28 protein-coding genes are annotated in these 26,657 nt (G+C 66.4%); 5 read left to right on the top strand and 23 right to left on the bottom strand.

Going from position 1 to position 26,657, the window contains the following annotated elements; genetic code table 11:
- Positions 1 to 283: 283 nt before the first annotated feature.
- The 3 genes from EKM57_RS20295 to EKM57_RS20285 all read right to left on the bottom strand — a co-directional run bounded on the left by EKM57_RS20295 (position 284) and on the right by EKM57_RS20285 (position 2,915).
- Positions 284 to 1,372: a membrane dipeptidase gene (locus EKM57_RS20295; protein ID WP_129794364.1), complete on the bottom strand. Its 1,089-nt coding sequence runs from the start codon at positions 1,370 to 1,372 to the stop codon at positions 284 to 286.
- Positions 1,373 to 1,491: 119 nt separating this feature from the next.
- Positions 1,492 to 2,493, bottom strand: coding sequence for a S41 family peptidase (locus EKM57_RS20290; protein ID WP_165357573.1), 1,002 nt, complete (start codon positions 2,491 to 2,493; stop codon positions 1,492 to 1,494).
- Positions 2,490 to 2,915: a MarR family winged helix-turn-helix transcriptional regulator gene (locus EKM57_RS20285; protein WP_165357572.1), complete on the bottom strand. Its 426-nt coding sequence runs from the start codon at positions 2,913 to 2,915 to the stop codon at positions 2,490 to 2,492. Before EKM57_RS20285 ends, EKM57_RS20290 begins: the two co-directional genes overlap by 4 nt.
- Before the next feature lie 223 nt (positions 2,916 to 3,138).
- Between EKM57_RS20285 and EKM57_RS20280 the strand changes: the two genes are divergently transcribed.
- Positions 3,139 to 3,636: a GNAT family N-acetyltransferase gene (locus EKM57_RS20280; protein ID WP_129794350.1), complete on the top strand. Its 498-nt coding sequence runs from the start codon at positions 3,139 to 3,141 to the stop codon at positions 3,634 to 3,636.
- A 52-nt stretch (positions 3,637 to 3,688) separates the two neighbouring features.
- Here the strand turns inward: EKM57_RS20280 and EKM57_RS20275 are convergent, their stop codons facing one another.
- The 5 genes from EKM57_RS20275 to EKM57_RS20255 all read right to left on the bottom strand — a co-directional run bounded on the left by EKM57_RS20275 (position 3,689) and on the right by EKM57_RS20255 (position 7,306).
- Positions 3,689 to 4,192, bottom strand: a complete 504-nt coding sequence (locus EKM57_RS20275) for a GNAT family N-acetyltransferase (RefSeq protein ID WP_129794349.1) — start codon at positions 4,190 to 4,192, stop codon at positions 3,689 to 3,691.
- 25 nt (positions 4,193 to 4,217) lie between these two features.
- On the bottom strand, positions 4,218 to 4,643 hold the full coding sequence (locus EKM57_RS20270; protein ID WP_129794348.1) for a nuclear transport factor 2 family protein: 426 nt from the start codon (positions 4,641 to 4,643) through the stop codon (positions 4,218 to 4,220).
- Between the two features lie 59 nt (positions 4,644 to 4,702).
- Complete coding sequence (locus EKM57_RS20265) at positions 4,703 to 5,575, bottom strand: NmrA family NAD(P)-binding protein (protein ID WP_129794347.1); 873 nt, start codon at positions 5,573 to 5,575, stop codon at positions 4,703 to 4,705.
- 311 nt (positions 5,576 to 5,886) lie between these two features.
- Positions 5,887 to 6,315, bottom strand: coding sequence for a VOC family protein (locus EKM57_RS20260; RefSeq protein ID WP_129794346.1), 429 nt, complete (start codon positions 6,313 to 6,315; stop codon positions 5,887 to 5,889).
- Between the two features lie 373 nt (positions 6,316 to 6,688).
- Positions 6,689 to 7,306: a YdeI family protein gene (locus EKM57_RS20255; RefSeq protein ID WP_129794345.1), complete on the bottom strand. Its 618-nt coding sequence runs from the start codon at positions 7,304 to 7,306 to the stop codon at positions 6,689 to 6,691.
- 755 nt (positions 7,307 to 8,061) lie between these two features.
- Between EKM57_RS20255 and EKM57_RS20250 the strand changes: the two genes are divergently transcribed.
- Together EKM57_RS20250 and EKM57_RS20245 are read left to right on the top strand one after the other, a co-directional pair.
- The gene (locus EKM57_RS20250) at positions 8,062 to 9,513 is read left to right on the top strand and encodes an ATPase domain-containing protein (RefSeq protein ID WP_129794363.1); all 1,452 of its coding nucleotides are present in this window, start codon (positions 8,062 to 8,064) and stop codon (positions 9,511 to 9,513) included.
- Positions 9,510 to 11,543, top strand: a complete 2,034-nt coding sequence (locus tag EKM57_RS20245) for an ATP-binding protein (RefSeq protein ID WP_243451162.1) — start codon at positions 9,510 to 9,512, stop codon at positions 11,541 to 11,543. Before EKM57_RS20250 ends, EKM57_RS20245 begins: the two co-directional genes overlap by 4 nt.
- Positions 11,544 to 11,690: 147 nt before the next feature.
- Here the strand turns inward: EKM57_RS20245 and EKM57_RS20240 are convergent, their stop codons facing one another.
- Both EKM57_RS20240 and EKM57_RS20235 read right to left on the bottom strand, forming a co-directional pair.
- Positions 11,691 to 12,497, bottom strand: a complete 807-nt coding sequence (locus EKM57_RS20240; RefSeq protein WP_206185516.1) for a hypothetical protein — start codon at positions 12,495 to 12,497, stop codon at positions 11,691 to 11,693.
- A 4-nt stretch (positions 12,498 to 12,501) separates the two neighbouring features.
- Positions 12,502 to 14,586: a TonB-dependent receptor domain-containing protein gene (locus EKM57_RS20235; RefSeq protein ID WP_129794344.1), complete on the bottom strand. Its 2,085-nt coding sequence runs from the start codon at positions 14,584 to 14,586 to the stop codon at positions 12,502 to 12,504.
- Between the two features lie 108 nt (positions 14,587 to 14,694).
- Between EKM57_RS20235 and EKM57_RS20230 the strand changes: the two genes are divergently transcribed.
- Together EKM57_RS20230 and EKM57_RS20225 are read left to right on the top strand one after the other, a co-directional pair.
- Positions 14,695 to 15,063, top strand: a complete 369-nt coding sequence (locus tag EKM57_RS20230) for a MerC domain-containing protein (RefSeq protein WP_206185515.1) — start codon at positions 14,695 to 14,697, stop codon at positions 15,061 to 15,063.
- An 82-nt stretch (positions 15,064 to 15,145) separates the two neighbouring features.
- Entirely contained in the window at positions 15,146 to 15,535 is a 390-nt protein-coding gene (locus tag EKM57_RS20225; RefSeq protein WP_129794342.1) for a Fur family transcriptional regulator, read from the top strand.
- Positions 15,536 to 15,561: 26 nt separating this feature from the next.
- On the opposite strand, the gene EKM57_RS20220 is transcribed toward EKM57_RS20225, so the two are convergent.
- The 13 genes from EKM57_RS20220 to flgC form a co-directional block, all read right to left on the bottom strand.
- Positions 15,562 to 16,581 carry a GGDEF domain-containing protein gene (locus tag EKM57_RS20220; RefSeq protein ID WP_129794341.1) on the bottom strand — a complete coding sequence of 340 codons (1,020 nt, stop codon included), beginning with the start codon at positions 16,579 to 16,581 and terminating at the stop codon, positions 15,562 to 15,564.
- Positions 16,578 to 17,489 carry a flagellar motor protein MotB gene (locus EKM57_RS20215; protein ID WP_129794340.1) on the bottom strand — a complete coding sequence of 304 codons (912 nt, stop codon included), beginning with the start codon at positions 17,487 to 17,489 and terminating at the stop codon, positions 16,578 to 16,580. The genes EKM57_RS20220 and EKM57_RS20215 overlap by 4 nt, the downstream gene beginning before the upstream one ends.
- A gap of 3 nt (positions 17,490 to 17,492) precedes the next feature.
- The gene (motA, locus tag EKM57_RS20210) at positions 17,493 to 18,356 is read right to left on the bottom strand and encodes a flagellar motor stator protein MotA (RefSeq protein ID WP_129794339.1); all 864 of its coding nucleotides are present in this window, start codon (positions 18,354 to 18,356) and stop codon (positions 17,493 to 17,495) included.
- Between the two features lie 125 nt (positions 18,357 to 18,481).
- Positions 18,482 to 19,333: a flagellin gene (locus EKM57_RS20205; RefSeq protein WP_129794338.1), complete on the bottom strand. Its 852-nt coding sequence runs from the start codon at positions 19,331 to 19,333 to the stop codon at positions 18,482 to 18,484.
- Between the two features lie 15 nt (positions 19,334 to 19,348).
- Entirely contained in the window at positions 19,349 to 20,701 is a 1,353-nt protein-coding gene (gene flgK, locus EKM57_RS20200) for a flagellar hook-associated protein FlgK (protein ID WP_129794337.1), read from the bottom strand.
- A complete protein-coding gene (locus EKM57_RS20195; RefSeq protein WP_129794360.1) occupies positions 20,698 to 20,916 on the bottom strand; it encodes a rod-binding protein in 219 nt (72 codons plus the stop codon). The genes flgK and EKM57_RS20195 overlap by 4 nt, the downstream gene beginning before the upstream one ends.
- Positions 20,917 to 20,987: 71 nt before the next feature.
- Positions 20,988 to 22,085, bottom strand: coding sequence for a flagellar basal body P-ring protein FlgI (locus tag EKM57_RS20190; protein ID WP_129794336.1), 1,098 nt, complete (start codon positions 22,083 to 22,085; stop codon positions 20,988 to 20,990).
- Positions 22,086 to 22,095: 10 nt separating this feature from the next.
- A complete protein-coding gene (locus EKM57_RS20185; protein WP_129794335.1) occupies positions 22,096 to 22,740 on the bottom strand; it encodes a flagellar basal body L-ring protein FlgH in 645 nt (214 codons plus the stop codon).
- Between the two features lies 1 nt (position 22,741).
- Positions 22,742 to 23,530: a flagellar basal-body rod protein FlgG gene (gene flgG / locus EKM57_RS20180; RefSeq protein ID WP_129794334.1), complete on the bottom strand. Its 789-nt coding sequence runs from the start codon at positions 23,528 to 23,530 to the stop codon at positions 22,742 to 22,744.
- A gap of 22 nt (positions 23,531 to 23,552) precedes the next feature.
- Positions 23,553 to 24,296: a flagellar basal body rod protein FlgF gene (locus EKM57_RS20175; RefSeq protein ID WP_129794333.1), complete on the bottom strand. Its 744-nt coding sequence runs from the start codon at positions 24,294 to 24,296 to the stop codon at positions 23,553 to 23,555.
- 9 nt (positions 24,297 to 24,305) lie between these two features.
- A complete protein-coding gene (locus EKM57_RS20170; protein WP_129794332.1) occupies positions 24,306 to 25,568 on the bottom strand; it encodes a flagellar hook protein FlgE in 1,263 nt (420 codons plus the stop codon).
- Positions 25,569 to 25,592: 24 nt separating this feature from the next.
- The gene (locus EKM57_RS20165) at positions 25,593 to 26,255 is read right to left on the bottom strand and encodes a flagellar hook assembly protein FlgD (RefSeq protein ID WP_129794331.1); all 663 of its coding nucleotides are present in this window, start codon (positions 26,253 to 26,255) and stop codon (positions 25,593 to 25,595) included.
- Positions 26,252 to 26,656, bottom strand: a complete 405-nt coding sequence (flgC, locus tag EKM57_RS20160) for a flagellar basal body rod protein FlgC (protein WP_129794330.1) — start codon at positions 26,654 to 26,656, stop codon at positions 26,252 to 26,254. The genes EKM57_RS20165 and flgC overlap by 4 nt, the downstream gene beginning before the upstream one ends.
- Between the last annotated feature and the right edge of the window lies 1 nt (position 26,657).

Raw genomic sequence — 26,657 nt, 5'->3', positions numbered from 1 at the left:
CGGCCGACACCGCTCTGTCCAATTTCGGCGACAGCAACGTCCTTCGCGCCAATGCCGGCTTCCGGATGAGGTTCTGAAACCCTTCCCCCGAAAGGCCCTTTAGCATCTTCCGCGACGCGAGAACGGCTTGGGGCTGACCGGGACGATCAAGGCGCGCGCGTCCGGCGCGATTAGCCCCCATTCGTCCCTGCGCCGTCCCGAAGTCTGGGACGGCGCTCGTCGTCTGGGCTCGCGCCAGCCGGTCTTCCCTCGCTTTGGCAGGCCCCATTCGATTGCCAGCCGCTCACCCAAGCACGTCGGTCAGCACGCGGGTCCAGTTGAGTCCCATGATCTTATCGATTTCTTCTTGCCTGAACCCGTCACTCTCCAGTGCCGCATGGATGCGTTCCATCCGGTCGATCCGGTTGAGCTCGGGAATGACGACATGGCGGGGTGGGACTTGGAACCCGGGAGTCCCGGCTTCGTGCATCCGTGTCCACCAGGATTGGTAGCCCTCCAGCAGCTCGCCGATATTGCTGGCTCCCGCGATGGAGAAATCGTTGGCGATGCCGACGGAGTCGATTCCGCCGACCTTCGCCACATGGCGAATCTGCGCCAGAAGATGATCGATCGTCGGAACGGGGTCGCGCGTGAGCCAAAAGCTCAGCATGAATATCCCCATGGTTCCGCCCGTGTCGGCAAGGGCGCGGATCACTTCGTCGGGGGCGCAGCGCGGATGGTCGACGATGGCCCTTGCCGCGCCATGCGAGAGGATGATCGGGGTCGCGCTCCGCCTAGCGACGTCCAGCATGGTCGGCACTGATCCGTGCGCGACATCGGGTACGATCCGCAGCCGGTTCATCTCGGCCAGCCCGTCCATACCCAGGGGGGTCAGGCCGGTCTGTACGCGTTGCAGCCAGCTGCCGGCGAACAGGTCGTCAGAGCTATGCGTGAACTGCAGGACGCGCAGTCCCTTCCCGTGAAAATATGCGAGGCGCGAAAGGTCCGTGCCGATCGGAACGCATGTCTGGAACTGCATGAAGACGGCACAGCCGGGTCGAGCCCCCACGTCGCTACCTCGCAGGGCGACGAAGCCTTCCGCGCTGCCCGTGAGCCGGGCGACCGTTCGGTCGATATTGGCGTCGTAGGTGCGGAAATAATCCGGGGTACCGTCGCCATTATAGATACCTTGGCCGTTGGATACGTCGCAGATCATCGCCGATAGGCGTGCGTGCCCCAGTTCGGAAAGATCGTCGGGTAGGGTGCAGAGGCTGTCCACATAGCGCATGGAGCGCGGCGCGCTCGCCCATGCCGGGAAGGCGGCGCCAGCGGCCAGCGCCGTCGCGCCGGCCCCTTCGAGGAAACGGCGCCGCGTGACCGCGTCCCGGACCATATGGACTTTCCTATTGGCTCGGCGGTCCGATGATTATCATTCGCCCGGCCTTACGGCAATCAGCCCGGACCCGATGCCGCCTTCCCACGGCCTTCACCTCAAGCCTCGCTCGGGTCGGGCTACCCCTCTGTCCCGGACGAGCGGGCTTGCTGCCCGCTTCGTCCCTGCGCGATCGCTTCCTTGGCAAGGGCGACGGCCTTGTCGAGCGCTTCGCCGGCCGGGGTCGGCACGTCAGGCGTCACGCCTCGCCCCTGCCAGTTGGAGCCCGTTATCGGATTGATCGAGCGGCTTTCGGGGAGGCTCAATGCGAAATGCGGATGCACGCGGCGGTACTCGAACGGATTGGCGCCGCCTCCGCTCTGCTCCCCCACGACGACCGCCCGGCCCAACGCCTGCAGGTCATAGGCCACCGCCTCGCCGGCGGAGAAGGTGCGCTGCGAGATCAGGATGTAGAGGGGTTTGGTTCCGCCGAAGCGGCGTCCAGGGACCCACACTGGAGACAGGTTCGCCGTGAGCGTGTCGGTGGGACGCTCGTAGCGCCCACTCAAGGACATGGTCGGCTCGTCGAGCAGGTAGCCGGTAATGAGATTGGCGGTTTCCATTCCGCCGCTATTGTTGCGAAGATCGATGATGAGTGCATCGCCCTGCGCTACCAGCGTCATGGCTGCGGCGATGACGTCGGCTGCCATGGAGGGCGGCGGAAAGACACGCAGGTCCAGGAGCATGACGTTCCCGTCCAGTCGCTCGATCCGCTCGACACCGTGGTTTACCTTGGGGCCGTAGAACCGATCGAGCTCCGCTTCGGTGAAGGCCTGGGTGTCGCCCTCCGGGATCGGCTGCTCGCTATAGGCGAGGGCGAGATGCCCATCTTCCGAGGCATGACGCAGCCATTCCGTGACGGCTGATGCGAAGGCTCGAGGATCGGTGAGGTCCGCCCAGCGAGAGGTCTGGCCCGGGAGCTGGCGAGCGACGCGGGCGCCGAGCGCGGCGTCGACGTAGCGATCCCGGAGCAGGTCCGCCGTGGCTCCCAGGATCGCCGCTTGATCACGCGGCGTGAGCGGCGTCGCGCCGGCCATGCTCGGACCGACCAACATGAGGAGGAATATGAGGACGCGGATCATAAGTGCCTTTCGATACGTGAAGCGAATGAGGTCTCCGCCAGAGCTGCGAGCGCCGCGTCGACAGTGCCGGAGAGGCTGTTGGGGAGCTCTTCGTCCAGCTCCCTGGCCGCGCGGTCGACGGCCTGCCATGTCCGTTCGAGCACCGCAGCGACCGACCGACCTTTGTCGGAAAGCGCGATCAATCGGCTGCGCCTGTCTTCGGAGGTCGCCGAGACCAGCAGGCCGGCCCGCCGCATCTCCTGGATCGTCTGGGTCATGCCGGGCTGGCTGACGCCGCATGCTTGCGCCAGCTCGACGATTCCAGCGGCACCGCGCGCCTGGAGGAACTTCACGACCGGGTAGAAGCGAGGGCGGAACTCCATGCCAGCCTTGTCGTAGGCGGCCTGGACCGCGCCATCGAGTTCGAGAATCAGGTGCCTCAAACGTGTGCCAAGGCCTGGAGAATCGATCATGCATAAGCACTTATATAAATGGGAAAGCGGGTGCAACCTTTTTCGACCGGCTCCCGGCGCTCTGACGACGATCCGCCGAACCGGACATCGTTTCCCAGAAGCGTCATCGGCAAAGGCTTCGTATCGACCGCTTGCACTCAGCGTGCCCCTTCAATAGCGCGCTTCCCGAAGCGCCGGGACGGGAGGGACGTCGGTGGACTACTCGCACCTCATCAAGCGCATCGTGTTGCCCGCAGGATTTGCCGCGCCTGACAAGCTGATGTTCGACGACATCGTGGCGACGGCCCTCAGTCGAGAGCATCTGCGCGAGGACGTGGCCGGCATCAACGCCAGCCTGGACCTGATCTCGAGCACTCGCGGCGGGGGCTGGCCGACGGAGCCGGTCACCGAGGACGGCAATTTCATCGACCTCGTCTGGCACGAATGCGAGTTCCGGGACGGATACTCGTTCAGCTATGCCGTGCACAGCGGGCAGGAATATCTCGGCTGCTGCTACTTCTACCCGCTTGGACGACGCACGCCGCTTTCGGACGAGCTGCTCGCTTGCGACGTCGACGTCAGCTGGTGGGTGACTCCGTCAGCCTACCAGCGAGGCTATTACGAGAAGCTCTTCCGCGCGCTCCGGCATTGGGGGACGGAAGATTTCCCATTCTCCGCCCTTCACTTTTCAAACCGGCTCATCCCGACCTGAGGCCGACCAGCCGGGACAGGGCGGCGGGGAGCGATGAAATGCTGCGCTTTGCTTACCGAGCCGGATCGAGGTCGATCTCGTACCGCCAGACCTCCAGGGAGAAGGGCCCTTCCGGAGTTGGCAGCCGGCTGGTCATCACGCCGGCAAATCGCCATCCAGCCTTTTCATAGAAGCGCGCGGCGCGCACGTTGCCGATCGCACAGGCGAGCCACGCCGTCGCGAAGCCAGCGGCACCGAGCCGCGCCAAAGCATCCGCCATAAGCGCCGGCGCCACATCCGAGCCGCGAGCCGGAGCCGAGACATAGAACTGGTCGAGCTCGTCACCCTTCAGCAACGTGAACCCGGCCACCGTCCCGTCCCGTTCGGCGACTCGCACGTCCGCCAGCGCCTGGCGCAGGCGCCCTCGAAAACTCTCGAACGTTCGCCATCGCCTGAGCTCCGGCAGCAGGGCCGCGTGCGCATCGTGCCATCCATCGAGCCAGAGATGGGCCAGGACATCGAGATCGGCCTCCACCGCACTGCGAATCACAGTCCCTGCCGCTTCGCTCACGCCCATTTCACCGCTTCCTCCAGCCTCGATCTCATTGTCGAAGCGCTTGCAGCATCAGAGCCGTGTCCCATGCAAAGTTTCGCCATTCGATCGGAAGGTCGTCCGCGAACCGGATCACCTGGCACATCGGCATTTCGATCCTCAATCCGGTCGAGCGCGCTCGCGCCCGCATCGTCACCGTGGAGACGAGGACGTCAGGGCTGCAGGTGTAGAAGAGCGGATCGACGGGTTCGATATTGGTCCAGGTTTGCGTGAACGAGTCCAGCCAGTGCCCGAACCCCTCCCGGCCCCGCCATTCGCCGCCATAAGGGAGCGACGCGGGCTGATGCAGGACGATCTCCGGATGCAAGGTGGAAAGTAGGAGATCGCGGTCCCGTGGAGCTCCGGAGGCGGAATATTTGGCCTCCGCTTCATAGAAGCGCATGAGAGAGCGGAACGGGGTGCCATAGTCGGTCATGGGCAGAAACTCCGCTAGAGACGATTGGCGAACGCGAGTGCATCCGCCGTGGGCATGGCTCACATTCTTGGCGCCGGCCGTCGGGATAGCGCCTCCACATAGCGCTCCAGAGTCACTTCGCCGCGGACGGGCGCCTCCGGCGGCTCATAAGCTTCATCCACCGTTACGACCGTCATGCGGGCGTAGGACGCGGCAGCGGGCTCCGAAAAGCCGAGCTCGCGAAACGTTTCGATCCACTGATCCCGTGGGATCGCCACGGGGCGTACGGGCTTCCCGAGCGTTTTGCCGAAAGCGATGGCGACATCTCGAGGCGTGTAGCGTTCCGGTCCCTCGACGTGATGGAGGCCCGTCCTCTCGGCCGGCTCCGCCAGAAGCCGCGCGGCGAACTTCCCGATATCCTGGGGTGCGACCATCGGAATGCGGAGATCCTCCGGAAGCATGGTCGGCAATACGCCATCGGCGACGGCGACGTCGAACAGACCATCCCAGTTGCTCATGTAGTAGGCAGCGCGGATGATGCTCACCGGTATCTCTTGCCTCCCCAGACCCACCTCCAGCTCGTGCAGCGTCGTGAGATCGCCGCAACGCTCGCCCGGTCGTGCGCCGTAAGTGGATTGGGCCACAATTTTCTCCAGGCCGGACTGGTCGAGGGCCTGGAGGAGGCATCGGATCGTCTCCCGCTCGACGGCATCCGTATCCGTCGCGGGATCCGCAGGCGGATTGAGCATGAACAGCCGCCTGCCGCGGCGGAAGACTTGCCGCATGGCCTCCACATCCCTCACGTCGGCAACGGCTATGGCCGCGCCGCGAGCCCTCATTGGCTCGGCCTTCGAAGGGTTTCTCGTGACGATCGTGACCGCCTCGCCCTGGTCGAGGAGCGCTTTCGCCGCCGCCGATCCGACATGTCCCGTACCGCCAAGAATGATGAACATGGTTTTCTCCCGTCCGTCATGGATGGTGCTCAGCCGGTGAGGCATAGGCCCGTATCAGGCCCCTTTGAGGCCCATCGATGCCTAAAGTGGCGTCCCGGCCCGTTCGGTTCCCTGCGCGGGTCGGAAGCGCGCTAGACCCCTCGTTGGAGGAATCCATCCGGCATAGGCGGTGCGACGTCGTCCAGGAATGGCGTAACGAGCGCAACGATGCCGTCGGCCGACGTCATGATTCCGCGGAGCGACGTGGCGGGAGGATCAGCAGGCGGGCCGGCGGTGCTTCCGTCAGGAATCCTTGAGCCGCCACGGCGCCGCTATTGCGGCTGCCCCTCCGGCATGTCGGCTGCGGCCTCCATGTTCATCCACGCCGCCTCGAGGACGTGCCCGTCGGGGTCCTGAATCGTGCGGACATACATGAAACCCATGTCCTGGACTTCGCGCACGTCGGCCCTTCCGCCACTCACGGCCGCGGCCTCGGCCATCCGGTCGACCTCCTCTCGACTGTCGCGGCTCAGGGCGATCAGCATTCCCGTGGTCGAGTGCGCATCGGCAATCGGATTGTTCGTGAAGGTAGCGAAATAGCCGTGCGTCATGAGGTGGAAGGTGATGGTGTCGGACCACACCATCGAAGCGGTGTTTTCGTCGCTGAACTGCTCGTTCTTCTCGCACCCAATCGCCTCGTAGAAGCGGCTCGAGGCTGCGAGGTCGGTGACGGGAAGGTTCACGAAGATCATCTTGGCCATTGTCGTCTCTCCCTGATTGAAGTTGTGCCGTTCTGCTCAAGGACGTTGCGGGTTTCGTCGACCCGACACGCGCTCGGAAAATTTCTTCTCGCTGCTCACCGCACCGAAGCCATTGGTCGGGAACTCGCGAAACTCGCGACCCGCAGCCGTGCTACGGTGCAGAATCGACGCTGCGCGAATGCCTTCACCAAGCTGATTCTTCTCGATACTTGGTCCTCGACATATGTCTCCGATGGCAGGTCAGGCGTGCGCCACGCGCACGCCTGCGCCGCGTCTGCATCGCTGCTGTTCGCTCGGCGTCGAGCGGCGGAAGACAATATCCGGCTTCCGGTCCTTGCGATCTGGAAATCCGGATCTGCAGCGTGCCAGGCATCTACTTCTGATACTTCCAGAACCGCGACTTTCCCTCGGCGATCCAAGCCAGAGATTCGGCGATACGCTTGTCGCGGGTGGCCTCGGTCTTCGCCTGGCTGATCCAGACCAGATATTCCTTCCGAAAGGACGGAGACCTGCTCTCGAAGATCTGACGGACGGCGTCGTTCGCGGCGAGCCGCTCCCTGAACGCCTCGGGCATCGCGATCTCGGCCGTCTGCTTCGGCGCACGCTCGGGAAGCTCAACTCGTTCCTCGTTGAGCTTCATCGCCTCCTTGATCAAGCTGGTAAGCTCGGGCTCAGGCGGGAGATCCGACATCACCTTCAGATTGCCCAGATAGCGCTTGTTGGCCTTAAGGGACGGGTTCTCCCGCAATCGAGGATCGCTCATGAGCGCCTGTTTCCAGAAAGTGAAGGAGCAGTGGCCGGAGTATGCGGCCATCATGCACATGAACTGGCCGCAATAATCGAAGTGAGGAATGCCCCACTTCAGACTTTCGTCCACCTGCGGGCAGATGGCGTGCAGCCGCTCGCGCAAATGGAGAAGGATCGGCTTGGCGAAATCCCCCGCCTGTTCGATATAGGCGTCGACGTCGGGACACCGGCTTTCACCGTGCATGCGATATCTCCTCGCGTTCTGCTGTTACGATTGTCAGGGTCACATCGTCCTGGCCTGCCCGTGCCGAAAGCGGGGCGTGGCGGAACTCCGCTCGCTCGAGCGCGCCCGTCGCTTCCGCGAGGACCTGTCGGCGGGAAAAGGATCGACAGTTCTGCTCATCCGCCGATCCTAACTCGGCCGGCGAGGCGAGGCTTGAACGTTATTGCTGCCGGGAGCGCGCACGAAATATCAATGGAATTTGAGGGCTGAGAAGCCAGTAAGGCGGCTTGCGCATGGTCACGGCGCGACGAGAGCGAATGGGGCTTCCGCTGCCCAGGCCTGGAGGGCGCAGGCGAGGGGATAGGCGGTCGGGCCGCGCTTTCGTCGCCTGCTGAACCCGCAGCGCGGCGAGATAGTTAGGCACGCAGCCAGTTCAATGGCCTGGGTGACGTTCAAGATCCTCGACCCCTTCCGGGAGCGGTCGACGATTCGAGATCCGGCATTGGGTCGCGGCGCGAACAGGCGGCACCGGCGTCCTTCTTCGGACGGGACCCCCCGCCGAAGACCTGTATGGCCCGGCCAGCACCGAGGTCCAAATCCGGTGCACCACGGCCGCCGGAGCGAGTTTCGGGCTTGTCGCCTGGCCCGCGTGGGGGCCGCAGCCCGGGCCCGCCGATGGAAACGCCGGGCTTGTCGTGAGTTGGTGGAGCATCTTCATTGTCGGAGCCGGAGGAGCAAGCTTGAACATATCGACGTCCGAAGATGCCGCCACCGGCATATCAGGGTTGGACGACGTGCTGTGCGGGGGCCTGGTCCGGGGTAGAATCTTCCTCCTCGAAGGGAGCCCCGGAACGGGCAAGACCACCATCGCTACCCAGTTCCTGCTCGAAGGTGCGGCCGCCGGAGAGCGGGTGCTGTACATTACCTTGTCGGAGACCGAAGACGAGCTGAGGGCGACGGGCGCGTCGCACGGATGGTCGCTCGACGGCGTCGAGATATACGAACTCGTGCCCCCCGAGAACCTGCTCGACGAAAACCAGCAGCAGAGCCTGCTTTACTCGTCGGACCTGGAGCTGGGGGAGACCACGAAGCGCATCTTCGAGGCCGTCGAGCGGGCCAAGCCCGACCGGGTGGTGCTCGACAGCCTCTCGGAAATTCGCCTGCTTGCCCAGAGCTCGCTTCGCTACCGCCGCCAGGTCCTGGCGCTGAAGCATTATTTCGCCCGCCAGCAGATCACCGTCCTGCTGCTCGACGATCTCACCTCCGATGCGCACGACAAGACCGTTCACAGCGTGGCGCACGGGGTCGTGCGGCTCGAGGAACTAGCGCCCGACTACGGATCCGATCGACGTCGGCTCAGGGTCATCAAATATCGCGGGCGACGGTTCCGCGGCGGTTTCCATGACCTCGCCATCGAGACCGGCGGCGTCAGGGTCTTTCCCCGCCTGGTCTCGGCCGAGCATCGCACTCGCTTTTCCCGCGACGTGTTGTCATCGCCCTCCGCCGAGCTCAACGCGCTCCTGGGCGGGGGCGTCCAGCGCGGCTCGAGCGTCCTTATCCTCGGGCCGGCCGGCACGGGCAAGTCGATCCTCACGCTCACCTTCATCGCGACCGCAATCGCCCGGGGCGAGATTGCGGCGATGTTCGTCTTCGACGAGGAACGCAGCCTCCTGATCGATCGTGCCAAAGGCCTCGGCCTGGACCTCCAGGCGATGATCGACAAGAATCTGCTCGTCCTCGAGCAGGTGGACGCGGCCGAGCTCGCGCCGGGCCAATTCTCCGAGCGGGTGCGGCATTGCGTCGAGGTCCATGGCGCCCGCACCGTGGTGCTGGACAGCCTCAACGGCTACCAGGCGGCCATGCCTGGGGAGAGCGCGCTCATCCTGCACATGCACGAGCTGCTCCAATATCTGAACCGACAGGGCGCCACGACTTTCCTGACGGTTGCGCAGCACGGGCTGGTGGGGGACATGCGCTCCCCGGTCGACGTCACCTATCTGGCCGACACCGTGATCCTGCTGCGCTATTTCGAGGCGCGCGGGCGCGTGCGCCGCGCCATTTCCGTCGTCAAGAAGCGCAACGGCGCGCATGAGGATTCCATCCGGGAATATCGGATCGACGGCGGCGGTGTGACGCTGGGCCAGCCGCTCACCGACTTCCAGGGCGTCCTGCGGGGCGTGCCGACGTGGGTAGGCAAGGGGCCGGACTTGCTCGAGCCGGACGCGTGAGCCCCGGCGGGACTTCCGAGCGGGCGCTGCTGCTCGCTCCGCGCGGACGGGATGCGGCCGTCGCCTGCGGCATATTGGCCGAGGCCGGCATCGACGCGCAGGCCTGCCCGTCCATTCCTGTCTTGCTCGAAGCCATGGACGAGGGAGTCGGCTTCGTCCTCGTAACGGAGGAAGCGGTCGCGACCGCCGACGCCACCCCGCTCGTCGCCTGGATCGCGCGCCAAGAGGAATGGTCGGACCTTCCGTTCGTGCTGCTGACGACCGGCGGCGGAGGCCTGGAGCGCAATCCGGCGGCCAGCCGCTATCTCGGGCTGCTCGGCAACGTGACCTTCCTGGAACGTCCCTTCCATCCGACGACGCTCGTCAGCCTCGCCCGATCCGCGCTGCGCGGCCGCCGGCGCCAATATGATGCACGCGCGAGGCTCAAGGAGCTGCATGAAAGCAGCGAGCGGTATCGGTCCCTGTTCGAGTCGATCGACGCCGGATTCTGCATCATCGAAATGGTCTTCGACGCGGACGGAAAGGCGACAGACTACCGGTTCGTCGAAATCAACCCGGCATTCGTTCGTCAGACAGGCATGGCCGATGCGCCTGGCCGCCGGATGCGCGAACTCGTGCCCGGGCACGAACAGCATTGGTTCGACATCTATGGACGGGTCGCACTTACCGGAGAAGCCATCCGGTTCGAGAATTCGGCCAAGGCGCTGGGTCGCTGGTACGATGTCCACGCCTTTCGGCTCGGCGATCCCGCGGACCGGCGGGTTGCCGTCCTGTTCACCGACATCTCCGCCCGGCGCGCGATGGAGGAGGAGCTGCGCGAGCTCACCGCCTCGCTCGAGCAGCGCATCCTGACGGCGACGGCCGAACGCGAGGCGGCGCTCGCTCAGCTTCACGAGGCGCAGAAGCTCGAGACTCTCGGCCAGCTCACCGGCGGCGTGGCGCATGACTTCAACAATCTGCTGACGCCGATCACCGGTGTGCTCGATCTCCTGAATCGCCGCTACGGCAAGGATGATGCGCGGGCCAAGCGGCTGATCGGCGGAGCACTGGAGTCGGCCGAGCGCGCGCGAACGCTGGTGCAGCGGCTGCTGGGCTTTGCTCGCCGGCAGGCGCTGCAGACGAGGCCGGTCGACCCGGAAACCCTCCTCGACGGGATGCGCGACCTGATCGCCAGTTCGATCGGTGCCACCATCGAGCTCCAGCTGCGGCTGGACCAGAATCTGCCACCCGTTCTCGCCGATCCGCATCAGCTCGAGCTTGCGGTGCTCAACCTGTGCGTGAACGCGCGCGATGCGATGCCGTCGGGCGGGCTGCTCACGGTCGCGGCGGAAGTGCAGGCGCTCGGGCCGGGCGAGGTGCCGCAGGTCACGCCGGGCCTCTACATTCGCCTGTCCGTGATCGACACCGGCGCGGGGATGGACGAAGAGACGCTTTCGCGCGCCGTCGAGCCTTTCTACTCGACGAAGGAGGTCGGCAAGGGCACCGGGCTCGGGCTCTCGATGGTGCACGGGCTGGCGTCCCAGCTGGGCGGAGGCTTCCGCCTCACCAGCACGCCCGGCGAAGGCACGCGCGTCGATCTGTGGTTGCCGGTCGCCTCCGAACAGGCCGTGCGTTTTCGCGTCGCCCCCTCCGACGAGCCGGTGCGGAACATGCGCCCCCTGTCGATCCTCCTCGTCGACGACGAGCAGCTCGTACGCGCCGCCACGGCCGACATGCTGCGTGAACTGGGCCATTCGGTGACCGAGGCAAGGGGCGGTCTGGACGCGCTGACCAAGTTGCCGGATCTCGACATCGACATCGTCGTCACCGATTATACGATGCCGCAGATGAACGGTGCGGAGCTGGCCCAGCGCATTCGAGAGAGCCGGCCCGAACTTCCGCTGCTGCTGATCACCGGCTATGCCGGTCCCGCCGAAGGGGCGCCCGATCTCCCGCGGCTCGACAAGCCGTTTCGCCGGGCCGACCTCGCAGCAGCGATCGAGCGCGTCGTGAACCCCCATTCCAACGTGGTCCCGCTGAGACGAGGTTGAACAGGAGGCGGGGGTCAGCGATCCGGTCCCGCTCGCTGCGGCCCTGGCGACCGGCGGCATTAGGGGCCGCGGCCGCCGTCATTCGGGAGATCGGGGCCGGGCGCTTGGGTGATCTCTTCATGGATCGGGGTCCGGGCCTGCAGGTCGTCATGTGCCGATCGGCTCGGCGGCGACGACATGATCGAAGCCGTGGCGAATCCCGCCCTCGCGGTCGATCAGGTCGAGCGCTCGGTTCCTGAGCGCCTCCCCCCTGGCCGAGAGCGCATCTGCCAGGGTCCGATCCGAAAGCGTTGCGAGGCGCGGCGCGCACATGTCGATCTGGCTGTTCACGAAGCGAGCCTTGTACCGGATCGCGAAGCGCCGCGCCGCGACGACCCGGAATCCGGAGGCGTACAGATGATCGATCACCCATTGGACGGGATATTCGCGGTAGGGCCGCTCACCGGCGAGCAGCAGGCAGGCGTCGCGAAAGCGGCCGATCTCCCAGATGATCCGGGCAGCGGGGGAGTTCGGCTCGTGGCTCACATAAGGTTCGAGCCCGACGACATAGAGGCGGTGGCCCACCAGCGGTCGCAGCCTCGCGAACAGGCGCGGCTGAAAATAGGGCGCGAAACCCTCTATCGCGCCCAGCAGATAATCCGCGAGGACCGTATCATAGCATTCTCCGGCAAGCAGCGCAGGATCGGCCCAGTTGCCGAGCACGATCCGGTCCTGGCGCCTGCGTACAGCCGCGACCGCATCGCTCACCTGCACCGCATGGCCTTCGGCGCCCGTCACCGCGGTCCAGCGCGCGGTCGGCAGGGACGAGACCCAGCGGATCGAGCCGGTTCCGGTTCCCGCGTCGAGGACGGAACCCCAGGGCAAGTCGCCCTGGAGTTCCTCGACGAAACGAAACAGCTGCGGCGGGGATTGGGGCGCTCGCTTGGCCTCGTCGGAATGTGCAACGCGGGCCACGGACTCAGAGCGTCGTCCGCAGGCCGAAGACGAAGTTCCGGCCCCTGAGCGGCGCCGCATCCCTGATGAAGGAGGCGTGATTGAATGCCAGGTCGTTCGTAAGGTTCGTCGCACGCACGAACAATTCCGCCTGGCTCGTGGGTCCGAGATCGAGCCGGTATGCCAACGTGGCATTTACCATGTCGTAGCCCGGCGTCCGACTTTCGTAGGAGGCGACTTCGTCCTGGCTGAAGGCGCGGTAATATTCCACGTCTCCGGAGAACGGACCCCAGCGGCCGTCGATCCGGCCGCCGATCCGCATCGGCGGAATGCGCGGTAGATTGCCGAGGTCATCCTTCAGCTTCGCACGCACATAGTCGCCAAAGGCGGATATCGCGACGTCCGCAGTGAGCTGGTGCCGCACCTCGGCGTCGACGCCTGTGAAGGTGGCGTCCGCGCCGACGTAGCGGATGAGGCGGAAGTCCTCGAAGCGGTCGAGCGTCTCGGCGAAGATGTAGTTGTCGAAATCCTGGTGATAGGCGCCGACGGTGAACGTGGTTGGACCGCGCGTCTTGCGGAACGTCAGATTGACGGATCGGGAGGTCTCTTCTTTCGCGGAGGCGTCCAGGCCGAGACGCACGTTGCCGGTGATCAGCCCGACCTCGAACGTGTTGGTCGCCAGGTGGACGCCATAGGCATAGAGTTCCTGCGCGTTCGGCGCTCGCTGCGCTCGGGCGAGGGAGAGCGAGACGGAATAGTCGTCATCGATGTCCCATATCGCGGCGCCGGAGAAGGAGAGGGGGTCGTGCCTCGCCGCCGGGAACATGAAGGAACGCTCCGGCTCGATTTCCTGCCATTCCTGGCGAGCCGCGGCCTCCAGCCGGACCGGTCCCAGCTGGAAGGTCTCCATCAGGAAAAGGGCCATGCTGGTCGTTCTGGTATCGAGCAGGAACGCCTCTTCGCCCGATGCGCTGAATTCGCTCTCCGAACGCTGGACTCCGAAGACTCCCTTGAAGCCGCCGATCGGCTTGTGGGTCAGCTCGGCCCGGACGTCGAAGGCCTTGTTCCGGAACGTGGTGGCAACTTCATCATGTTCCAGCTCATCATGCTCATAGTCGGTAAACGCCATCCTGAAGCGGAATCGCTCGAATCCGGGCAGGGGGTCCTGATAGTCGCTGCGAATGTCGAACCGCTCGCTCCGGAGGCGCACGAACGGCACCTCCTCATGCTCGTGATCATGGTCATGCTCATGATCGTGATCCTCGTCGTCATGACCATGTCCGCCGCAATGGATGCTCGTCCCGTGCGGATGGCAGTCTTCATATTCGTGGCTGTGGCCCGGCAGGCCGTATCGACTGCGCTGCCGGGTGTAGGCGACGCCCAAATAGCCGCCGGGGCCGATCCATGATCCGCCCGCGCTGAAGGTGGAGCTGTCGTTATAGGAGCCTTCGACGCGGCTCGTGCCGAACGACTCGGGAATGCGATAGTCGTCGCTCGACCGATGGACGCCCTCGACATGAAAAGCGAAAGGGCCGACCCCGGCGGTGAGACCTCCGACGAGCGATCGTTCATCATCGGCGGTGCCCAGACGCCCCTCCGCCACGCCGGCAATGCCGCCTTCGGGCAGGACGGTGGGGACTTTCTCGTCGAGCAGGTTGATCGCCCCGCCGATCGCCCCGCCGCCGTAAAGAAGGGCTGCCGGCCCGCGCAGCACCTCGATGCCCCTGAGGAGCAGCGGCTCGGTGACGATCGCATGGTCGGGCGAGATTGCGGACGCGTCCTGGATGTTGGCGCCGTCGCTGAGCGCCTGGATTCTCGGGGAGGTCTGTCCTCTGATGACGGGCCGGCTCGCGCCGCCCCCGAAGCTCTCGAAATGGATGCCGGGCTGGCCGGCGAGCGTTTCCCCGAGTGTCGCCTGCCGGCGGTGGACCAGCTCGTCGCCGGAGAGGGTGACCACTGGCGTCGCCGTTTCGTCCGCGCTCTGGTCGAGCGCCGATGCGGTGATGATGATCTCCCCGTCGGTACGACTCCCCGCCTGGGAGGCGCGTGCCTCGCCCGGCGCCAGGGCGCCGAACGAAACCGCCGACAGAAGAAGGACGCGATATTTCATGATTGACCCCTTTCGCTCTTGCAGTCGAGCTTCTAGGATACGATATATCATACCGCAAGAGGTTTGGAGCATATGCAAGCGAGACAATCAGGACGCAGCGGCGGCCGGATGAAGGTCGACATGATCGAAGGCGCCGCCATCGGCGGTTCGCTGCTCTGCCTCCTCCACTGTTTCGCGCTTCCCCTCCTGATCCTGCTTCTGCCCGGAATGGTCGGCCTGTTCTTCGCGTCGCCAGTCTTCCACCAGCTTGCGCTGGCTCTGGTGCTTCCGGCTGCGACCCTGGCCTTCGGGCTCGGTTATCGGCTCCACCGCGCCGTCACCCCGGTCCTGCTCGGTGTGCTCGGGATGCTGTTCCTGGGCGCCGGGTTGGCGCCGGGGCTGAGCGAAGGGGCCGAGACCGGTACGACCGTCATCGGCAGTCTCCTGCTCATGATGGGCCATGGAGTGAACTGGCGCCTGCGCGCCCATGCCTTCTGAAGTGTCCAGGAATAAGGGCGCCGGCGTTCGCGTCGGCGATGGGAGCGGGCGCTCCGCCCGGCGCGCCAATCGGGAGCCGAAGGTGCTCGACACACAATTGGTGGGGATCCTGGAGCAGGCGGATCGGCCGCTCGGAGCCTATGAGATCGCCCGGCGGAGCGGGTGGGAGGATGCGCCGCTGACACCGACGCAAGTCTACCGCGTGCTGGAGCGTCTGACCCGGGCCGGCAAGGTCCGCCGGGTGGAATCGCTTTCGGCCTATCTCCTCGCCGGGGACACGGATGGCGGATTTATGGTCTGCGAATGTTGTCGCGGGGTTCAGGCCTTTCCCGTCGGCGATGTGATCGCGGAGTGCGACGGCATCTACGCGGCCGCCCGATTTTCGGTCATTCGCCTTACCCTCGAGGTCGTCGGTCGCTGCGCGGCGTGCGCGAAGAAGGATGATGGCGCGGCGGGCAGCGTGGCTGGTTAAGAATCGTTTTTGCGCTGCGGAGCGGGCTATTCGTCCACGCGGATGCGGTTGCGGCCGCTATTCTTCGCCTCGTAGAGAAGCTCGTCGGCTCGCATCAGCGCTTGCACCGCTCCGTCGGCGCAGCAGGCGATCCCCGCGGAAAAGGTGACCTGGCCGATCCGCTCCCCAGTGCCGCGAAGCACGAAGTCTCGGCGCATCAGCGACCGGCGCGCCTTGTCGACGAGATCGCCTGCCTCGACCGCCGTCAACCCTTCGAACAGGATGACAAACTCCTCGCCGCCGAGCCTTGCCACCATATGGCCGGCACAGGCGCGTTGCAGCCTCTTCGCCATCATCTTCAGCACCCGGTCGCCGACCACATGGCCGTGCCCGTCGTTGATAAGCTTGAAATGGTCGATGTCGCAGATCGCGACCGCCACCTGGATACCTTCCAAGTCCAGCTCGCGACAGCGATCTTCGAAGGCGCGGCGATTGGCGAGACCGGTCAGTGGGTCCCTTCGCGCTTCCTCGACCATTTCGCTGAGCTGCCGGCGTAGCGTCTGCGTCTCGCTTTCCGCCTGCACGAGCCGCCGCTCGGCGGTGCGGGTTCGCTCCAGGATCGCGCCGGTGATCCTGATGAGGCTGCCGAGACCCGCCTCGGGCCCGGCCGTCTCCAGCGCGGCGGCGCCCTGTTCGAGGTCGCGGCCATAAAGTTCGGTCTCCACGCGCGCCTGCTCGACCGTCTCGGCAAATTGTTGGAGCAGGAGCTTCGCCGCCGCGAGGGCGGCGTCGTCGACCGGCTCAGCCTCCGCCGCCGTCTTCGCGCCGATCCCGAACTCGCTGCGGATGCGGTCCGCTTCCGGCTGTGAAAGCCTTATTCCGTCGCTGACGAGCCGTTTCACCTCCCGCGACACGGCGGAGTCGCTGTCGACCACGAGCTGATAGACCAAGCTGTAATTTTCCGGGCTCGGGCACAGGCCGTGCTCGACCAGGAACTTTCCGATCCGCGCAAAGATCTTCTGATGGGTGAGCTCGCGCGGCGGGGCCTGGAAGATCTTCAGCATCATTGCCGGCTCAGGTCAGGCCGCTCTATCGAAGGTGGGGTTTCGCCCTTGCGCCAGGCCAGGGTGATGGAGATGCGGCGGTTGCGCGGATCGTAGCGGTCGTTGGCAACGAACGGGTCGCGCTCGGCCACGCCTTCGATGCGGGAAAAGCGCGACGCCGGAATGCCGGATGCGTTCAGCGTCGCTCGGGTGCTCTCCGCCCGGGCGGTCGATAGCATCCAGTTGTTCATCGTCCGGCCGGCCGCATAAGGCAGTGCGTCGGTGTGGCCACGCACCACGATGGCGTTCGGCACTTCCGTAATCACCCGCGCGACCTCCTGCACGAGCCGCCGGGCCTGGGGCAGCAGCTGATCGGTGCCGACGCGGAACATCGAGAAGTCGGCCTCGTCCATGAGGTCGATGCGAAGCCCCTCATCGTCCTCGGAGAAGCGGATATGGCTGCGCAGGCGGCTGAGCTCCGGCGTGGATTCGATCCGTCGGATCAGCGCTTGGCGAAGCTGCTCGAAACGCAGCCGGTCCTCGGCCGTGCTGGCGGAGCCTTCGCGCTCGCCGCCGGTGGCGTCGCGCGGCACGACGATTGCGCGCGACCCGGTCTGTTGCGCCTTGTGGGGGTAATTGTCGGTGGCGATGATCGAATCGCCGCCCAGGATCCCGTCCGAGCCGGCGCTGTTCTGGCGATATTCGATCAGGGTCGGGGTGAAATAATCGGCCAGACCCTTTCGCTTCTGCTCGTCGGTCGAACCGAGCAGCCAGAGCAGCAGGAAGAAGGCCATCATCGCCGTCACGAAGTCGGCATAAGCGATCTTCCAGGCGCCGCCATGATGGGGTCCATGCTGTTCCTCGACGACCTTCTTGACGATGATCGGCCGGGGCTCAGGCTCGTTCTTCCCCCGTCTCGCAACGCTGGCCATGGCTCACCGCCCCCGCATGCCGTCGAACACGTCCGCAAAGGCGGGCTGGTTGGAGTGGGAGATGCCGGAGCGCGCGGCCTCGATCACCAGCGGCAGCGGGTGGCCGTGCAAAGAGGCGATCACGATCTGCTTCACGACATGGTAGATGGCGCCGTCCCCTTCGATCACCTGGCGCGCACGATTGGCGAACGGGCCGACGAACCCGTAGGCAAGCAGGACGCCGAGGAAGGTGCCGACCAATGCCGATCCGATCATGGCGCCCAGGATCGCCGGGGGCTGGTCGATCGAGCCCATCGTCTTGACGACGCCGAGCACGGCCGCGACGATGCCCAGCGCGGGCAGCGCATCGGCCAGCGTCTGCAGCGTGTTGGCGGGTCGGATGGCTTCATGATGATGGGTCCGGATCGCATTGTCCATCACGTCCTCGACGGCGTGCGGGTCGAGCGTTCCCGAGGAGACCACGACCAGCCGCAGCGTGTCGCAGATCAGGTGGACCAGCGTGTCGTCCTTGAGCAGCTTCGGATAGTCGGCGAAGATCGTGCTGGCGTGCGGATCCTCGATATGCGGCTCGACCGCGACCGGGCCGTCGGTGCGCAGCATCTTCATCAGCCTGGAAACGAGGAAGATCGTGTCGAGGAAGTCCTGCTTGGTGTAGCGCGGACCCTTGAAGACCTTGGCGAAGCCGCCGCCGAGCGCCTTCAGTTCCCGGGTCGAGTTGCCGGCGATCGTCGCGCCGACGGCGGCGCCGCCGATGATCAGCATTTCCAGCGGCAACGCGTGCAGGATGATTTCTATGTTCCCGCCACTGACGAGAAAGCCGCCGAACACCATCACGATGACGACGACGATACCGACAGCTGGAAACATCCGCTTTTCCCCGACTCTGGCCAGTGGGGCGAAGGAAAGCACGCCCTGAAGGAGTTAACGGCAGTTTCGCCGGAATTTTAGGGATCCCGGCGAATCCGCGGCGCGGCCGGCGTGCCGGCCCTGGTCTAGCGCAGCATGTCGAACAAGGTGCCGGAATTGATCCGGGTGAAGGCCGCCTGCGCTGCCTCGAGGGTCAGCTGGCGCGCCTGGAGGCGCGCGATCACCTCCATCACGTCGGTGCTTTCGATCGACTTGCGCTCCTCTTCCGCCTGGAGCGAGAATTCGGAGAGGCGAGTGAGGAGATTGTCGATACGGTTGCCGCGCGTGCCCTGCTCGCCCTGAGCCCGAGTGATGCCGGACACCGCGGCGTCCATTTCGGCGAGCGCCGCGTCAACCGAGGCGGCACGAGTCGCGTCGGGCTCCTCGATCGCATCGGCGGCATCCGAGATGATGGCTACGATGTCCTTGAGTCCGCCGGCCGTGTCGGCCTCGAACACAGAGGCACGGGTTCCAACCGCGGTGATTCGGACGCCTTCGCCCGCAGGGATTTCCAGCGGCTCGTCGATCGGGAAGAGAGGATTGCCGCGAGGGTCGCGCGTCTCCTGGAGCGCCGCAATCTCTGAGGCGATCGACCGCAGCTCGAGCGCGACGATCGCGCGACTGTCGGCAGACGTGGTGCCGGTGGCTGCCGACAGCATCAGCTCCTTGGCGCGGGTGATTGCCGACACCGTGGCGCTGATCGCGTCGTCCGCCCGGGCCGAAAGGCCGGCGGCAGCGTCGAGATTGCGCTTCCAGGTCGCGATATCCGACTGCATGCGGGCGATGTCGGAAACGCGCGCGGCGCCGACTGGATCGTCCGACGGTGCCTGGATTCGCTTTCCGGTCGAGATCTCGGTCAGCGAGCGCTCGATGTCTCTGGCGAGCTGCGCGTGGCGCCCGATTTCGAGCGTGAGGCGGTAACGGGTGCCGGTGATCATGGCAAAGCGGCTCCTCTAGAGGGCAGAAACGAGAGTATCGAAAGTCTCGCGCGCGACCTGGATGATCCGGCTGGCGGCGCCATAGGCCTGCTGGAAGCGCAGCAGCTCGGCCGCCTCGCGATCCAGGTCGATCCCGGTCACCTCGTCGAGGGAGGCGAAGCTGTTGTCCCGCCAGGATGCGGCGGCCGAAGCCTCGGCCCTCGCCGCGGAGAGGCTCTGGGCGCAATCGGCGACCAGGGCATTCCACCGGCTCTCGGGGCCTGTCGGGCCGCGAAGGGCGTCGAGCGCGAGCAGATTTCCGTTCGCCCGGCCGTCGGTCGATTGGGCCGCAACCAGGGCCGGGTCGGTGACCAGCACGTCGATCGAGACCGCGCCGCCGCTCGCGTCGAGCAGCGGCCCGCCGGGATTGCCGGCGAGATCGAGTCCGTCCGCGGACCAGTCGTTGATCGCCGTGGCGAAGTCTATCGCCAGCACGTCGAGCGCAGCACGTCGGTCTGCTGTCGTCCCGGCTACCCGCACCAGGCCGGCCAGACTGCCCGATGTCGCCGGCAGCGGCACGGTCGAGCCATCCTTGGTGAGTTGGAGCGAAATGCGTCCGTCCGTGGCCACGACCATGTCGATGAAGCCGGGGCTGCCGCCGTCGAGCAGGGAAACGCTCGCAGCGCCTCCAAGGGTAAGCGCGGCGGTTCCGTCGCCGGCGATCGTGACCCCGATGTCGAGGCGCCCTGCGATTTCGGTGATCAGCCGGTCGCGTTCGTCCTCGAGCGCCGCGCGAGCCGCGCCGCCGGGCTTCGACGCGCGGATGGTGGCATTGATGTCGTCCAACGCGGTCAGCGAGTCGTTGACCGCTTCGATATCGAGGGCGGCGGCGGACCTGATACCTTCGGAAACCCTGCCGAGCGCCTCGGCACTCGTGCGAAACGCGCCGGCGACATCCCCAAGCGACGTCAGCATCGTCGTACGGCCGAGCAGTTCGCCGGGATTGGCCGCCAGGCTGGCTGCCGTGTTGAAGAAGACGGTCATGGACGCGCCGACGGTGGCCGAGCTGCTGCCGAACGCCGTCTCGACACTGACCAGCCATTGTTCACGGGCCGCGGCCGCTCCCGCCGCCGAGGCCGCGAACCGCGCCTCGCTCGCCCGGAAGGAATCCCAGGCGCGCTGCACGCCGCCGATGCTGACGCCGCTGAACAGCAGCTGGTCGCCATAGATGGGATCGGGGCTGATGCCCGGCGTTGCCGCCTGCCTCAGCACCACAGTGCGGCGGGAATAGCCGGGCGTTTCGGCATTGGCGACATTCTCGCCGATCGCGCCGAGCGCGCCCCTGTAGGCGCGAACCGCCGAGGCGCCGATGCTGAGAAGGTCGCTCATTGGCCTGTCCTGCGCTGGAACTGGTTGAGAAGCATTTCGGCGATGCCGAAGCTCTCGCGCTCGGCCATCGTGTCGGCGAGACGGGCGTCCGCCATGTCGCGGAACTGGTCGGAGGCGGCGCTGCCGAGCAGGTCCTCGCCGAGCTTCGCCTGGCGCATAGATCCGATCATCTGACGCAGGAACACCGCCTCGAAGGCCTGCGCGGCCTCGCGCATTTGCTGGTCCTGCGCGGCCTTGTCGGGCTGTGCCGCTCCTGCGGCCGGCGGCTGCGGGGAAATGCGATCGATCACAGGACGACGAGCTCCGCTCTAAGGGCGCCCGCCTGCTTGAGCGCCTCCAGGATCGCGACGAGGTCGGACGGCGCCGCGCCGATCGCGTTGACCGCCCGGACGATGTCCGACAGCTCGGCGCCCGGAGCCATCTCGAACATGCGAAGCTGCTCCTCGACGATCTCGATACTGCTGTCCTGCTCCTCCGCCGTCTGTCCCCGCGAGAAGGGCGCCGGCTGGATGATCCGGGGATTCTCGTCGACCGAGACGGTGAGCCGGCCGTGGCTGACCGCCGCCGGGCCAATCCGGACCGCCCCGTTGATGACGACCGTGCCGGTGCGCGAATTCACGATCACGCGCGCCGGTGCGTCGGCCGGCGTGACTTCGATGTTCTCGATCCGGCTCATCAGGGCGGTGCGCGGCTCGGCGCCGGGCGCCGCCGCGATGGCGATCGAGACCGCGTCGACGGCGCTGGCGATCGGCTGGCCGAGCTCCGAGTTGATCGCGTCCGCGACCCGCCGGGCAGTCGTGAAATCGGCATCGGCGAGGTTGAAGGTGAGCTGCGGTGCGAGCGCGAAGCCGGCATCCACTGCCCGCTCGACGGTGGCACCGTTGGGGATTCGCCCGGCCGAAGGCACGTTGACGGAGACCTGCGAGCCGTCCTGCGCCGAGACGCCGAGGCCGCCGACGACGAGGCTGCCCTGCGCCATGGCGTAGATCTGGTTGTCGGCGCCGCGCAGCGGCGCGAGGATCAGGGTTCCGCCACGGAGCGACCGCGCTCGTCCGAGGGCCGAGATGGTGACATCGATCCGCTGGCCCGGCCGCGCGAAGGCGGGAAGATCGGCGGTGACCATCACTGCGGCGGCGTTCTTGAGCGCCGGATTGACCCCCGGCGGCAGCGTGATCCCGAAGCGCGAAGCGACTCCGCCCATCGCCTGCGTGGCATATTCCAGATTGTCGTCGCCAGTGCCGGCCAGGCCGACGACGATGCCATAGCCGACCAGCTGGTTGGGGCGCACGCCCTGGAAGGAGCCGAGATCCTTGATCCGCACGGCATGAGCCGGCGCGGCGAAGGCCGCCAATGCGGCGAAGGCGAGAAGGATGCGGATCAGCATGAGGGGACCTTCAGAAGGGGCTGACGATGGTGAAAAAGCGCTGCAGCCAGCCCTGACGGCTGGCGCGGGCGACCTCTCCGCGGCCGGAATAGACGATGTTGGCGTCGGCGATCCGCGTCGAAGCCACGCGATTGTCCGGCCCGATGTCGGTGGCGCGGACGATACCGGACACACGGATGAACTCGTCGCCGCGGTTGATCCGCACGGCTTTCTCGCCCTGAACGATCAGGTTGCCGTTCGGCATCACCGCGGCGACGGTGACGCTGATCTCGCCGAACAGCGAGTTGCTCTGAGTGGCGCGGCCCTGGCCGTCAAACTCGTTGGCGCCGCCCATCGACACGTCGCTGGGCTGGAAGAAGGACAGGGGGCCGGTGCTCGGCGGGGTAAGGCCGAGGCTTCCGTCGCGTGCGGTGGTTACCCCGTTGACGGTGCTGCCCTGCATTCTTTCGACCAGAACGATCGTGATCACGTCGCCGACCGCCGCGGCGCGGGCGCCGCTGGTCAGCGGCGCATAGCCCTGGCCGGCCTGGAAGATGGCGCCGTTCGCCGGGGGCGGCGGCGGCGTTTCCGGATAGCTCGGCTCGTAGGTCGGGCGCGGCTCGCGCGCGGCGCAGAGCAGCAAGGCGGCGCCGATGAGGAGGCCGTGCCGGATCATGTCAGAGCTGCTGGTTGGCATTGCGCAGCATCTCGTCGGTCGCCGAGACCATCTTGGCGTTGACCTCATAGGCACGCTGGGTCTCGATCATGTCGACGAGCTCCTGGACGACGTTGACGTTGGAGCCTTCGAGCGCGCCCTGGCGCAGCGTGCCCCGACCTTCCTCGCCGGGGGCGCCGGTCTGGGCGGTGCCGCTGGCGGCGGTCTCGATATAGAGGTTGCCGCCGATCGCCTGCAGCCCGGCCTCGTTGACGAAGCGCGAAAGCTCGATCCGGCCGACCTCGGTCGGCTCGGTCTGCCCCTGCTGAGTGACCGAGACGGTTCCGTCGGTGCCGATCGTGACCGTCTGCGCCCCTTCAGGGATCTGGATCTCCGGCTGCAGCGGCATGCCGTCGGAGGTGACGATCTTGCCCTCGTCGGAAAGGTGGAAGTTGCCGGCGCGCGAATAGGCCTCGGTGCCGTCTGGGCGGAGGATCCGGAAATAGCCGGCGCCCTCGATCGCCAGGTCGAGCGGATTGTCGGTCGAGTTGATGGATCCGGCCGTGTTCACCCGGGCGGTGCCCGTCATGTGCACGCCGCCCCCGAGGTTGAGACCGATCGCATATTGGTTCTCGCCCGAGGCGGCCGCGCCGGGCGCGGTCATGATCTGATAGGCGAGCGTCTCGAACTCGGCCCGGTCGCGCTTGAAGGCGGTGGTGTTCACGTTCGCCAGATTGTTGGCGATGACGCGCATGCGCGCCGCCTGGGCGTCGAGCCCGGTGCGGGCGACGTGAAGGGCTGCGTTGGACATAGGATAAGCTCCCTGGTGGAAATCAGCTGGGCAGGCGCATCAGATCGGACGCCGAAGTGTCGATCTCGCGAGCGGTGGAAATGAGCCGGAGCTGGGTCTCCCAGGCGCGGCTGGCTTCGATCATCTCCATCAGGCCCTGGGTCACCTCGACGTTCGAGCCTTCGAGGCTGCGCGGGGTGAGCCGGGCCTGCGGATCGGCCGGAAGGACGCCGCCGTCGGGAACGCGGAACAGCCCGTCCAGCCCCTTGAGCAGCTGCGACCCGGTCGGGGTCGCCAGCTTGAGGCGATCGACCTGCTGCGGGACGTTGGGATCCCCGCCAGTGGGAACGATCCAGATCGCGCCGTCCTGGTCGATCCGCATCGAATCGGCTGGTGGCAGGGTGATCGGGCCTTGCTCGCCCATGACGACATGGCCATCGCCGGTGGTGAGGACTCCGGTCGGGCTGACCTGCAGGTCGCCGCGCCGAGTATAGGCTTCGCCGCCTTCGCGCGCCTGGACCGTGAGCAGGGCGTCGCCTTGCATCGCCACATCGAGCTCGCGGCCGGTCTGGTTCACCGTGCCGGCACGCATGTCGGCGGTCAGCACCTCCTGCGAAGACTGCGCCCGCGCGTCGAAGCCCTGGCCCTGGATCCACAGCGCCCGGGCCGACGAGATCTCCCGTCGGAACCCGGTCGTGTTGGCGTTCGCCAGATTGTTCGCCGTCGTCGCCTGCCGGTTCATGGCACCGCGCAGGGCGGACAGGGATGTGTGGATCAGCCGGTCCATGGTCTAGCCTCAGCTGCGCATGTTCATGATCGACTGGGTCATCGCGTTGGCGGTCTCGATCGCCTTGGCGTTGGCCTGGAAGTTACGCTGTGCGGAGATGAGCGCGACCAGCTCTTCGGTGATCTCGACATTGGCGCGTTCGAGCGTTCCGGTCTGGATCTCGCCGAAGCCGTCGCCGCCAGGGGTGCCGATCTGGGCCTCGCCGCTATTGCCGCTGACCGTCCAGCGCCCGTCGCCCGCCTGGCGGAGGCCTTCCGGGTTGGAGAAGTTCGCCATCATCAGCTTGCCGAGCGCCTGAGTCGAACCATCGGAGAAGGTAGCGGTGACGAGGCCGTCGTCGCCGATCGAGATGTCGTTGAGCCGCGCCGAAGCGACGCCGTTCTGCTCGAGCGAGTTCACGGCGAACGCCGCCGAGGCCTGCTGGGTCGCGCTGCCGAAGTTGAGCGCGATGCTGAGCGGCGCCGAAGCGCCCGCCGGGAAGACGTCGCCGAAGGTGTGGGCACCCGCCGGCGCAGTCAGCGCCCCGCTCGCGTCGAAGGTCAGAGTCAGCGCCGTGGGAGTCGCAGAGGCCGGGTCGGCCGAGGCCTGCTCGTTGCCGACGAACATGTTGACCTCCCACTCGTCGGCGGCGTCACCGCCGGCGACCGAAGCGGTGCGGACGAAGTAGAGCGTTGCGGGAATGGCGTTGCCGGCGCTGTCGTAGACCGTCGTCTGCTCGGAATAATTGTAGGTGTTGGGGTCGAGCCGGTCGAACGTGCCGGTCTTCACCGCGGCGCTGCTCGGCAGGCTGACCGACAAGTCGATCCCGCTGGTCGCCGCCGGCGTGCCGGAGCTCTCCGGCAGCTGCAGCGTCTGCGCGGCGCCGAGCGTGCGGGCCGTCGCATTGCCGTCGCTGTCGACCGGAAGCACCATCATGTACGAGCCGTTGGAATCGACGAGATAGCCGTTCGGATTGATCTGCAGCGAACCATTGCGCGTGAAATAGGTCGTGCCGCCGGTCAGGCCGTCGCGGGTGACGAAGAAGCCCGAGCCCGAAATGGCGATGTCGAGCTCGCGGGCCGAGGATTCGAATCCGCCCTGCGTGAATTGCTGCTCGATGCCCTTGAGTCGCGTGCCCTGGCCGGCTGTCGTGGACGAGGCCGGCATGATGTCGCCGAACGAGGCGCGGCTGCGCTTGAAGCCGTAGGAGCCGACATTGGCGACGTTGTTCGAGATCGTGGCGAGGTCGGTCTGCGCGCCGCGCAGGCCGGAGAGCGAGGTGTAGAAGGACATTATGGGGTCTCCCTTTTAGGATATTCAGGCGAGGCGGATGGCGACGTCGGGCGAAAGCAGGCCAAGGCCGGTGACCAGGCGGGCCGCGCCGCCATTGGCGGGCGACTGGATGCCGCCGATCGAAGTCCAGGTGGCGATTCCCGACTCGACCGGTTGGCCGGCCGCCCGGGCGTTGACCACGACCTGGAGCGGGCCTCCGGCGACGGGGTTGCCGTCGCCATCCTTGCCGTCCCAGGAAAAGGCGACGGGCCCGGCAGCCTGGCTGCCGAGATCGATGTTGCGCACGACGGCGCCGTTCTCGTCGACCAGACTGACGGTGACCGCATCGGCAGCGGCATCGAGCTCGATCTCGCCGGCATAGGCGCCGTCGCGCAGGGGCGTTGCGATATCGGAACCGACCAGCATCGAACGGCCGATCCAGTTCGACACGTCGCCGAAGCGGCTGCCGGCGAGCGAGTCGACGATCGTCTGCAGGCTCCGGTTCATCTCGGAGATTCCCGCGACCTGGCTGAACTGGGCCATCTGCGCGATCATCTGCGTATTGTCGACCGGGTTGAACGGGTCCTGGGTGGTGAGCTGGGTCGTCATCAGCCGCAGGAAGGCGTTCTGATCGAGGGTCCCCGCCGGGTTGCTCGTGTTGGTCGGCTGCGGCCCCGGGGCGCCGTTCAGGGTATCGATGACGCTCATTGGCCGAGCTTCAGCGTATCGAGGGTGAGGGTCTTGGCCGTCTGCAGCACCTGGACATTGTTCTGATACTGGCGCGCGGTCTCGACCATCTCGATCAGCTCGGCGGCATGATCGACGCCGGCTTCCCAGACATAGCCTTCGGCGTCCGCCAAAGGGTGATCGGGGGCGTGGCGCCGGGTCGGCTCGATGCCCCCCGGCATGACGCGGTCGACCCGCACCGTCGCAACGCCCGGGCTCTCCTGCACCGGCATGAACACCGGGCGGATCGCCCGGTACGCGCCTTCCTTGGTGCCGGAGACGGTGCCCGCATTGGCGAGATTGGAGGCGTTCGCGTTCAGCCGCACGAGCTGCGCGGACATGGCGCGGCCGGCGATGTCGAACACCGACATTGGGCGTTCCATT

Source organism: Sphingosinicella sp. CPCC 101087, assembly GCF_004151485.1.
Classification (GTDB): domain Bacteria; phylum Pseudomonadota; class Alphaproteobacteria; order Sphingomonadales; family Sphingomonadaceae; genus Allosphingosinicella.
This window is presented reverse-complemented; position numbering and strand designations above follow the sequence as displayed.

Excerpts from the sequence above, each read along its gene's own strand:
- EKM57_RS20295 (WP_129794364.1), bottom strand. The coding sequence starts at position 1,372 with ATGGTCCGGGACGCGGTCACGCGGCGCCGTTTCCTCGAAGGGGCCGGC.
- EKM57_RS20290 (WP_165357573.1), bottom strand. The coding sequence starts at position 2,493 with ATGATCCGCGTCCTCATATTCCTCCTCATGTTGGTCGGTCCGAGCATG.
- EKM57_RS20275 (WP_129794349.1), bottom strand. The coding sequence starts at position 4,192 with ATGGGCGTGAGCGAAGCGGCAGGGACTGTGATTCGCAGTGCGGTGGAG.
- EKM57_RS20270 (WP_129794348.1), bottom strand. The coding sequence starts at position 4,643 with ATGACCGACTATGGCACCCCGTTCCGCTCTCTCATGCGCTTCTATGAA.
- EKM57_RS20265 (WP_129794347.1), bottom strand. The coding sequence starts at position 5,575 with ATGTTCATCATTCTTGGCGGTACGGGACATGTCGGATCGGCGGCGGCG.
- EKM57_RS20260 (WP_129794346.1), bottom strand. The coding sequence starts at position 6,315 with ATGGCCAAGATGATCTTCGTGAACCTTCCCGTCACCGACCTCGCAGCC.
- EKM57_RS20255 (WP_129794345.1), bottom strand. The coding sequence starts at position 7,306 with ATGCACGGTGAAAGCCGGTGTCCCGACGTCGACGCCTATATCGAACAG.
- EKM57_RS20235 (WP_129794344.1), bottom strand. The coding sequence starts at position 14,586 with ATGAAATATCGCGTCCTTCTTCTGTCGGCGGTTTCGTTCGGCGCCCTG.
- EKM57_RS20230 (WP_206185515.1), top strand. The coding sequence starts at position 14,695 with ATGAAGGTCGACATGATCGAAGGCGCCGCCATCGGCGGTTCGCTGCTC.
- EKM57_RS20220 (WP_129794341.1), bottom strand. The coding sequence starts at position 16,581 with ATGATGCTGAAGATCTTCCAGGCCCCGCCGCGCGAGCTCACCCATCAG.
- EKM57_RS20215 (WP_129794340.1), bottom strand. The coding sequence starts at position 17,489 with ATGGCCAGCGTTGCGAGACGGGGGAAGAACGAGCCTGAGCCCCGGCCG.
- motA (WP_129794339.1), bottom strand. The coding sequence starts at position 18,356 with ATGTTTCCAGCTGTCGGTATCGTCGTCGTCATCGTGATGGTGTTCGGC.
- EKM57_RS20205 (WP_129794338.1), bottom strand. The coding sequence starts at position 19,333 with ATGATCACCGGCACCCGTTACCGCCTCACGCTCGAAATCGGGCGCCAC.
- flgK (WP_129794337.1), bottom strand. The coding sequence starts at position 20,701 with ATGAGCGACCTTCTCAGCATCGGCGCCTCGGCGGTTCGCGCCTACAGG.
- EKM57_RS20195 (WP_129794360.1), bottom strand. The coding sequence starts at position 20,916 with ATGCGCGAGGCCGCGCAGGCCTTCGAGGCGGTGTTCCTGCGTCAGATG.
- EKM57_RS20190 (WP_129794336.1), bottom strand. The coding sequence starts at position 22,085 with ATGCTGATCCGCATCCTTCTCGCCTTCGCCGCATTGGCGGCCTTCGCC.
- EKM57_RS20185 (WP_129794335.1), bottom strand. The coding sequence starts at position 22,740 with ATGATCCGGCACGGCCTCCTCATCGGCGCCGCCTTGCTGCTCTGCGCC.
- flgG (WP_129794334.1), bottom strand. The coding sequence starts at position 23,530 with ATGTCCAACGCAGCCCTTCACGTCGCCCGCACCGGGCTCGACGCCCAG.
- EKM57_RS20175 (WP_129794333.1), bottom strand. The coding sequence starts at position 24,296 with ATGGACCGGCTGATCCACACATCCCTGTCCGCCCTGCGCGGTGCCATG.
- EKM57_RS20170 (WP_129794332.1), bottom strand. The coding sequence starts at position 25,568 with ATGTCCTTCTACACCTCGCTCTCCGGCCTGCGCGGCGCGCAGACCGAC.
- EKM57_RS20165 (WP_129794331.1), bottom strand. The coding sequence starts at position 26,255 with ATGAGCGTCATCGATACCCTGAACGGCGCCCCGGGGCCGCAGCCGACC.
- flgC (WP_129794330.1), bottom strand. The coding sequence starts at position 26,656 with ATGGAACGCCCAATGTCGGTGTTCGACATCGCCGGCCGCGCCATGTCC.